At 75.0% G+C, this 7,642-nt stretch carries 9 protein-coding genes and 2 pseudogenes; 8 read left to right on the top strand and 3 right to left on the bottom strand.

Features of this window, described 5'->3' with window-relative positions; genetic code table 11:
- Window positions 1-207, bottom strand: a pseudogene (locus IEZ12_RS37595) (hypothetical protein); the annotation flags it as partial.
- 92 nt (window positions 208-299) lie between these two features.
- On the opposite strand from IEZ12_RS37595, the pseudogene IEZ12_RS37590 reads away from it, so the two are divergent.
- The 3 genes and pseudogenes from IEZ12_RS37590 to IEZ12_RS02825 all read left to right on the top strand — a co-directional run.
- Window positions 300-419, top strand: a pseudogene (locus IEZ12_RS37590) (ABC transporter ATP-binding protein); the annotation flags it as partial.
- 74 nt (window positions 420-493) lie between these two features.
- Window positions 494-712: a hypothetical protein gene (locus IEZ12_RS02830; RefSeq protein ID WP_189270588.1), complete on the top strand. Its 219-nt coding sequence runs from the start codon at window positions 494-496 to the stop codon at window positions 710-712.
- Between the two features lie 3 nt (window positions 713-715).
- Entirely contained in the window at window positions 716-1,084 is a 369-nt protein-coding gene (locus IEZ12_RS02825; RefSeq protein WP_189270587.1) for a nuclear transport factor 2 family protein, read from the top strand.
- Between the two features lie 30 nt (window positions 1,085-1,114).
- On the opposite strand, the gene IEZ12_RS02820 is transcribed toward IEZ12_RS02825, so the two are convergent.
- Together IEZ12_RS02820 and IEZ12_RS02815 are read right to left on the bottom strand one after the other, a co-directional pair.
- Complete coding sequence (locus IEZ12_RS02820; protein ID WP_189270586.1) at window positions 1,115-1,819, bottom strand: DUF2625 family protein; 705 nt, start codon at window positions 1,817-1,819, stop codon at window positions 1,115-1,117.
- 139 nt (window positions 1,820-1,958) lie between these two features.
- Window positions 1,959-2,804: a LuxR C-terminal-related transcriptional regulator gene (locus IEZ12_RS02815; protein ID WP_189270585.1), complete on the bottom strand. Its 846-nt coding sequence runs from the start codon at window positions 2,802-2,804 to the stop codon at window positions 1,959-1,961.
- Window positions 2,805-3,361: 557 nt separating this feature from the next.
- Here IEZ12_RS02815 and IEZ12_RS02810 point away from each other — a divergent pair.
- The 5 genes from IEZ12_RS02810 to IEZ12_RS02790 form a co-directional block, all read left to right on the top strand.
- On the top strand, window positions 3,362-4,309 hold the full coding sequence (locus IEZ12_RS02810) for an ABC transporter permease (protein ID WP_189270584.1): 948 nt from the start codon (window positions 3,362-3,364) through the stop codon (window positions 4,307-4,309).
- A gap of 1 nt (window position 4,310) precedes the next feature.
- A complete protein-coding gene (locus IEZ12_RS02805) occupies window positions 4,311-5,303 on the top strand; it encodes an ABC transporter permease (protein WP_189270583.1) in 993 nt (330 codons plus the stop codon).
- 2 nt (window positions 5,304-5,305) lie between these two features.
- Complete coding sequence (locus tag IEZ12_RS02800) at window positions 5,306-6,055, top strand: ATP-binding cassette domain-containing protein (RefSeq protein ID WP_189270582.1); 750 nt, start codon at window positions 5,306-5,308, stop codon at window positions 6,053-6,055.
- On the top strand, window positions 6,052-6,891 hold the full coding sequence (locus IEZ12_RS02795; protein WP_189270581.1) for an ABC transporter ATP-binding protein: 840 nt from the start codon (window positions 6,052-6,054) through the stop codon (window positions 6,889-6,891). The genes IEZ12_RS02800 and IEZ12_RS02795 overlap by 4 nt, the downstream gene beginning before the upstream one ends.
- The coding region (locus IEZ12_RS02790; protein WP_229847178.1) for an ABC transporter substrate-binding protein at window positions 6,888-7,642 on the top strand (755 nt) is incomplete at its 3' end. The genes IEZ12_RS02795 and IEZ12_RS02790, both read left to right, overlap by 4 nt.

The following is a 7,642-nucleotide window of genomic DNA, read 5'->3' as shown; positions in this document are numbered from 1 at the left end:
AGCCGAGGAGTTCACGGGCCCGACCACTGCACGTGCAGACCCCGGCCACGTCACCGGGCCGGGGTGCGGCCTCGACGACGGGCAGATCTCCCACCCGTCCTTGTAGGTGGGCTTCACCAGGAGGAGTCGGCCCTCGGGGTCGAAGAACAGGACTCCGGCGGCGGTGCGCGGCCGGGCGACGACCTCGTGGGGGTGGGAGTCGGTCACGGTGATGACCGTAGTCGTTGGGCGGCAGGTCAGGGACAGTTCAGGGTCGGGATCAGGGGCGGGCGGAGGCCCAGCGTCTGGGGGGATGAGCGATGGTGCGGCTGGCCGGGGTGCGGCGGGCGTATCGGCGGGGGCAGGGGGTGGTGCGGGCGCTGGACGGGGTGGATGCGGCGTTCGCGGTGGGGAGCTTCACGGCGGTGATGGGGCCGTCCTGGCCGGAATCCTGCTCGCCGCGGCCGCCACCGCCCTCACCGCCGCGACCCAACACGCGGCCCTGACTAACCTGTTGACCACTCCGCTCACCGCCGTCGCCTGGCCCGGCCTGCTCGGCGCCGCCGCCCTCTGCGCGGCTGTCACCCTCACCACCGCAGCCGTCTGCGCGGCCCGCGTCACCCGCCCGCGGGCCGCGAGCGGCACCCGGGCAACCCGTTGGCGACCGGGACGGTGCACCGTGACCGGAAGGCGGCTCGCGGACGAGCGCACGTGGAACGGCTGGTATTACTAGGACATGCAGGAAGAGATTGCACGCTCCGCGATCGACACGTTCATCTCCGCGTTCAACGCCTCGGACGACAGCTATGTGACGGCCCTGCTCTCCCAGGCCCTGACCTCGGACGTGGTCTTCTGGGGGCCGTTGGGCCGCAGCGAAGGAATCGCGGCGGTCGAGCGGTTCGTGCTGGACATCCGGCACCACCCGGCGGGGACCGGCACGATGGCGCGCTGCTCGGCGGTGGACATGCCCGACGAGTGGGCCCGGTACCAGTGGGCCTTCACCACGCCCGACGGAGGTCCCCGTCTGTCGGGAACGGATGTCGTGCATCTGCGGCGGAGCCTCATCGACCAGATCATCGTCTTCGCGGGCGACATCGAACCGTAGGTCGGCGGCAGCCCGTCTCGCTACACGTCGCTACACGTCCCCGAGGAAGCCGGGGTCCGGCAGGCCTGCCTGCTGCGCGAAGTCTCCGGCAATGCCGAGGAGTTCACGCATCGGGACGGGCCGCCGACTGGTGGCCGCGAGATCCTGGCGGGCCTGCTCCGACCAGAGGAAGGGGTACACCGCGATCCCCTGGTCGGCCGCCAGCGCGGCGGTCTCCTCGCGCCAACCGGGCCACCGCAGGCCGTCGTAGAACGACGCCCACTGCCCGGACAGCAGCCAGGAGGTCCACGCCGAGTGGCCCACGTCCAGGGCTTCCCACTCCAGCGAGTCCGGGGCGAAGTACGTCACCTGGCCGGGGGCTCCGGGGCGGCCGGCGGCGGCCGGGTCGTGGCCGTTCAGGGCGAAGACGCCGCCGAGGACGTCGTGGGCGAGGACCAGGCCGGTCCCCGGGTGCCAGCCGGGATCGAACGTGGTCGGGAACCGGTTGACCCGGCCCAGGCCTGCCGGTCCACCGCCGAACACCCGGAGCCAGCCGTCGTCCAGCAGCAGGCCGCCGGTGTGCAGGGTCAGCGCGCCGAGGGTGGAGCGCGCGGTGACCTGGAGCTGGAGCAGACAGCGGTGGGCCTCCGGCTCGTCGGCGGGCAGCACCCGGATCGACGGCGCGGCCGCGAGGGCCTCCCGCAGCTCGGGCCAGGCCGGGTCGTCCACGTTCATCAGTTCGTCGAGTCGGCGCACCCGAGGATGATCGCAGCCACCGGCCGGGCCACCGACGACGGGTTGCCGGCCGCGGTGGTGGCTCCGGCGGCACCGGCCCGGGCAGAGGCTGCCCGGGCCGGTCAACTCGACGGTGCTGCCGCTCCGTTCGCCGCGTGGCTCAGCCCGTGAGGCCGTGGCGGACGGCGTAGAGCGCGGCGCGGAGGCGGTCGGACTGGCCGGTTTTTCGCATGGCGTGGGTGAGGTGCTTCTTGACGGTGGCTTCGGCGAGGGTCAGGCGGCGGGCGATCTCGGCGTTGCTGAGGCCGAGGGCGAGGTGGGTGAGGACCTGGCGTTCGCGGTCGGTCAGGCCGACCTGGTCGAGGGGACGCTCGGCGGGCGCGGGGTGCGGGCGCAGCGGCGTGGGGGCGGGGAGGAAGAGGGTCGCGCCGGCGGCGGCGAGGTGGACGGCGTCGAGGATGCGGTCGGGCGGCAGGTCGAGCGGGAAGCAGCCGCTGCCGCCGGCCAGCAGGATGCGGCTCGCCTCGGTGGTGGTCTCGGCGCGGCGCAGCAGCAGCACGCGGGCGCCGGGCGCGCCTTCGGGTCGGCGCAGCGCGGCGACGGCGGCGAGGTCGGCGTCCAGACCGGATCCGCGTCCGAGCAGGACGAGATCGGGTCGGGCCCGGTGGACGGCGGCCAGCGCGTGCGCGGGGTCGGTCGCGGAGCCGACCACCGCGAGGTCCGGGTCGGGCGCGAGGACGCTGCGCAGCCCGGCGCTGACCACCGGGTGGCGTTCGATCAGGAAGATCCGGGTCGCGGCCGGCCGGTGGGCGCCTGCCGGGCAAAGCGGGTGGCCGCAGGTGCAGGCGGGCTCGGGGGCGGGGCGGGCGGCGTCGGAGAGCAGTTGATGGCCCGCCAGCAGGTCGAGCGGGTTGTCGATCTCGGTGTGCAGGGCGTCCAGCGACCGGGTGCCGCGCCGGGTGGGCGGGCGCAGGGTGCGGGCGGAGCCGCGGGTCAGCGCGGGCACGGGACCTCCCGGCGGGAGGGCGTGACGGGGTACGGGTGCATGGCGGAGGTCCCCTCGAAGGCGGCGGGCCGGGGCGTGGGGCCCGGCACGGGAGGTGGGGATCGGCGGCGGCCGGACGACGGCGCGCGGCAGGATCCCGGCGGAGGACGGGCGGACGCCGGGGCCGGTCAGGCCCGGGGGCGGCGCACCGCGCCGGGACGACAGGTCTCGTCGAAGCACCTGCGGTGCCACGAGCCGCCGATTCCCCAGAGGGTGAAGTCGGTCCGCCGATATGCCATACCGGAAATCGTATGGACGCTGGTGACGGCCGGTCAAGGAAAGTTCGCCGCCAGGCCGTCGGCCGCAGCGCGGTACCCCGTGCCGCCGTTCCTATGACCAGCGGTATCAGCATGAACGCCTGGCTGGCTGCCCCTACGCACCGTCCACGACGCTCGGCCTGGACACACCCGACGGGCCGCGCCGTGAGCACCGCGCACACCTGGTGCCCCCGCCCGTCGCCGAACCAAAGGACTTTCCCCGCCGATGCCCGCCACCGTCCCCGCCGACCCGAGCACCTCGTGACCGGCTTCCTGCTGCGCCGCCTGCTGCTCGCCGTGCCCACCCTGCTGGGGGTGAGCGCCGTCGTGTTCGCCACCGTCGCGCTCGTCCCCGGCGACCCCGTCACCGCGTTCCTCGGCCCCGGCGCTCCCGCCGAGGCCCGGCAGGCCCTGGCGGAACGGATCGGCCTCGACCGGCCCCTGCCCGTCCGCTACCTCGACTGGCTCGGCCACGCCCTCACCGGCGACCTCGGCACCTCGACCTCCACCCAACGCCCCGTCACCGCCCTGCTGCTGCCCGCCCTCGGCGAGACCCTCACCCTCACCGCCGCCGCGTTCGCCCTCGTCCTGGCCGGCGGCGTCCTGCTCGGCACACTCGGCGCGCTGCGCCCGCGCGGTTGGTGGGGACGCCTGTGCAGCGCGGCCTCCACGCTCGCCGTCTCCGCCCCGCAGTACTCGGTGGCGCTGCTGCTGATCGCGGTGTTCGCCGTCCACTGGCAACTGCTCCCGGCCGGCGGCACCCACGACGCGTTCGGGTCCGGCGGCGGGCCCGGCGACCTGCTGCGCCACCTGCTGCTGCCCGCGACCGCCGCCGCCCTCGTCCCGCTCGGCCTCACCGCACGCGTCCACCGCGCCGCGCTCTCCGCCGTCCTGGACGGCGACCTCGCCGACGGCCTGCGCGCCCGCGGCCTCGGCCGGGCCGCCGTGCTGCGGCACTGCGCGCACAACGCCTCGCCCGCGCTGCTGACCATCGGCGGCCTGCAACTGGCCTACCTGCTGGAGGGAGTGGTCTTCGTGGAGACCCTGTTCGCCTGGCCCGGCCTGGGCCGCCTGCTCTACGACGCGCTCACCGCCCGCGACCTGCCGCTCATTCAGGGCGGCGTGCTGATCGTCGGCGCCGCCTTCGTCGGCATCAACCTGCTGGTGGACGCCGCACACGCCCTGATCGACCCCCGAGTGCGGGGCTGAAATGACGACAAATCGACTTCCGATCGGCGTGCTGGCCGGCGCCGCCGCCCTGCTGCCCGTCCTGCTGGCCGTCGCCGCACCGCTGCTCGCACCCGCCGACCCCACCGCCGGACAGCTCGCCGACCGGCTGCTCGACCCCGGCAGCGCGGGCCACCTGCTCGGCACCGACAGCCAGGGCCGCGACCTCCTCAGCCGCTTGCTGTGGGCCGCCCGTCCGTCCCTCACCGCCGGCCTGCTGCCCGTCGCCGTGGCCGGCCTGGCCGGCGCCCTCCTCGGCATCGCGGCCGGCCTCGGCGGACGCCTCACCGAACAGGCCCTGCTGCGCACCCTCGACGTGCTGTACGCCTTCCCCGGCGTCCTGCTCGCCATCGCCGTCGCGTCCCTGCTCACGCCGGGCCTCGGTGCGACTGTGCTGGCGCTGTCCGTGGTCCTGACCCCCGCGGTCGCCAGGGTCGCGTTCACCGAGACCCGACGCATCCGCTCCGCCGAGTACCTGGAGGCCGCGAGAGTCAGCGGCGCGACCTGGCCCGCGCTCGTCCTGCGCCAGGTCCTGCCGGTGGTCGCCCCGGTCGTCCTGGTCTACGCGACCTCCCTGGTCGGCCTCGCCATCGTCTACGCCGCCGGCCTCTCCTTCCTCGGCCTCGGGGTCGCCCCGCCCACCCCCGAGTGGGGCGCGATGCTCGACGAACTCCGCCCCGCGATCTTCACCCACCCCTGGCTCGCCGCGGCTCCGGCGCTGGTGATCCTCGGGGTGTCGGTGCTCTTCAACACCCTCGGCGAGACGCTGCGCGCGCAGGTGGGGAACCGGGCGGCCCCGGGAGTACCCCCGGGCGAAGCCGAGGGGGCGGAACCGCGCGGGACGGAAGGCACCCCGCCGCAGGAACGCGACGCGGGCCATGACTCGACCACGGACCGCGACCCGGCCGACGGTCCGAGGCCGGTCGCGCCGCTCCCCGCGCCCCTGGTCGTGCGCCTGCCGAGCAGGGAGACGTGAGCGTGCTGACGATCGATGACCTGACGGTCGAGTACCCCGGCGGGGTGCGGGCCGTGGACGGGGTGAGCCTCACTCTCGGGGCCGGGCAGGCGCTGGTGCTGCTCGGGGAGTCCGGGAGCGGGAAGACCACGGTGGCGCGGACGGTGCTCGGGCTGCCCGGGCGCGGTGCGCGGGTCGGCGGGTCGGTGCGGCTCGGGGGCACCGAGCTGCTGGGGCTGCCCGAAGGGGAGCTGTCGCGGATCAGGGGCCGCCGCATCGGCTACGTCCCGCAGGACCCGTCCGCGACGCTCGACCCGTTGCGGCGGATCGGCGCCCAACTGGCCGAGGTGCTGCGTCGGCACGGCCTCGCCGAGAGCCGGAAGGCCGCCCGGGCGGCCGCGCTGCCGGTGCTCGCCGCGGCCGGGCTGCCGGAGCCGTCGCGGGTGGCCGCCGCGTACCCGCACGAACTGTCCGGGGGGCTGCGGCAGCGTGCCGCGATCGCTCTCGCGGTGGCGTGCGGGCCCGAGTTGCTGATCGCCGACGAGCCGACCACCGCCCTGGACGCCCTGGTCCGGACCCACATCCTCGACCTGTTCAACACGCTGCGCACCGAGCAGGGCCTCGCGCTGCTGCTGGTCACGCACGACCTCTCCGCCGCCGCCCGGATCGGCGGCGCCCTCGCCGTCCTCCGGCACGGCCGACTCGCCGTCACCGGCCCGGTCGAGACCCTCCTGGTCCCGACCGGCACCAGCCCGACAGGAGCCCACCGGTGACCGACACGCTCACCGAACCATCCTCGAACGACCTCCCACTCCTCCGACTCGACGAGGTCTCCAAGAGCTGGGCCGGGCGGCCCGCCGTCAGCGGGGTGAGTCTGGAGGTGCACGCCGGGGAGGCCGTCGCGTTGGTGGGGGAGTCGGGGTCGGGGAAGTCGACGCTGGCGCGGCTCGCGTTGGGGCTGGTGCGGCCGGACGGCGGGGCGGTGGCGTTCGAGGGGCGGGATCCGGCGCGGCTGCGGGCGCGGGCCGACCGGGAGGTGCGGGGGCGACTGCAGTTCGTGCCACAGCATCCGCGCGGCTCGTTGAACCCGGCGTTGCGGGCCGGCGAGGCAGTCGGGTTCGCGCTGCGGGCGCACGGCGTGCCCCGGCGTCAACGGGCGGACCGGATCGGAGAGTTGTTCCGGCAGGTGGGTCTCGCGCCGGAGCTGGCCCGCCGGTTCCCCCGGGAGCTCTCCGGCGGGCAGCTGCAACGCGTCGCGGTGGCACGGGCGTTGGCGACCGGACCGGCCCTGGTGGTGTGCGACGAGCCGACGTCCGCGCTCGACCCCGCCACTCAGCGGCGACTGCTGGAGCTGCTGACCGAACTGCGCGAACGCACCGGCACCGCCTACCTGTTCGTCTCGCACGACCTGGCCGCCGTCGCCCGGTTCGCGCACCGCACGTTGGTGCTGCGGGCCGGCCGAGTGGTCGAGCAGGGACCCACCGACACCCTCTGGAGCGCACCACAACACCCCTACACGCAAGCCCTGTTGGCCGCCTCCGGCCCCGAAGTCGCGCTGCGCGACCCGAACGTCCGCACCACCGTCGAACCGAACGAAGGACCGTCATGAGCACCTACGCCCGAACCCGTTCCAGAGCCGCCGCACTTGCCGCGTCCGCCGTCCTGCTGGCGAGCGCCGGCTGCGCCACCGCGGACGGCGGGGCGGGGGACGGGGCCGGCGGAGCCGGTGGCGGCACGCTGGTGATCGGGGCCACCGGGAAGCTGCCCAACCTGGACACCGTGATCGGCGGCGCCGGGTTCGAGGGCAAGCGCCTGCTGAGCTTCCAGATCTACGAAGGACTCACCCGGTACGAGCTGTTGAAGGACACCGACCGGCCGCCGCAGGTGACGGGCGCGCTCGCCGAGTCCTGGCAGGTCGCGCCGGACCGGCTGACCTGGACGTTCGCCCTCCGCCAGGGGGTCACCTTCCAGGACGGCACGCCGTTCGACGCCGACGCGGTGCTGTTCAACCTGCACCGCTACCTGGACAAGTCCAGCCCCGAGTACACCGACGCGCTCGGCGCGGCCGCCAAGGAGTACGCGGGCGACATCGCCTCGTACCGCAAGACCGACGACACCCACATCGAACTGGTCACCACCGCACCCAACGGGCACTTCCCGGAGGACCTCGCGCACGTGCTGATCGCCAGCCCCACCGCCGTGCGCAAGAGCGGCACCGCCGGTTTCGCCCAACACCCGGTCGGCACCGGCCCGTTCGGGTTCGTCTCGCAGACCGAGGGCCAGCAGGTCGAACTCGCCGCCAACCGGACGTACTGGCGCGGCGCGCCCAAGCTCGACCGGCTGATCGTCAAGGCGCTGCC

The organism is Kitasatospora griseola, assembly GCF_014648555.1.
Lineage (GTDB): Bacteria > Actinomycetota > Actinomycetes > Streptomycetales > Streptomycetaceae > Kitasatospora > Kitasatospora griseola.
Note: the sequence above shows the minus strand (reverse complement) of the source record. Positions and strands in the feature narration are given on the sequence as shown.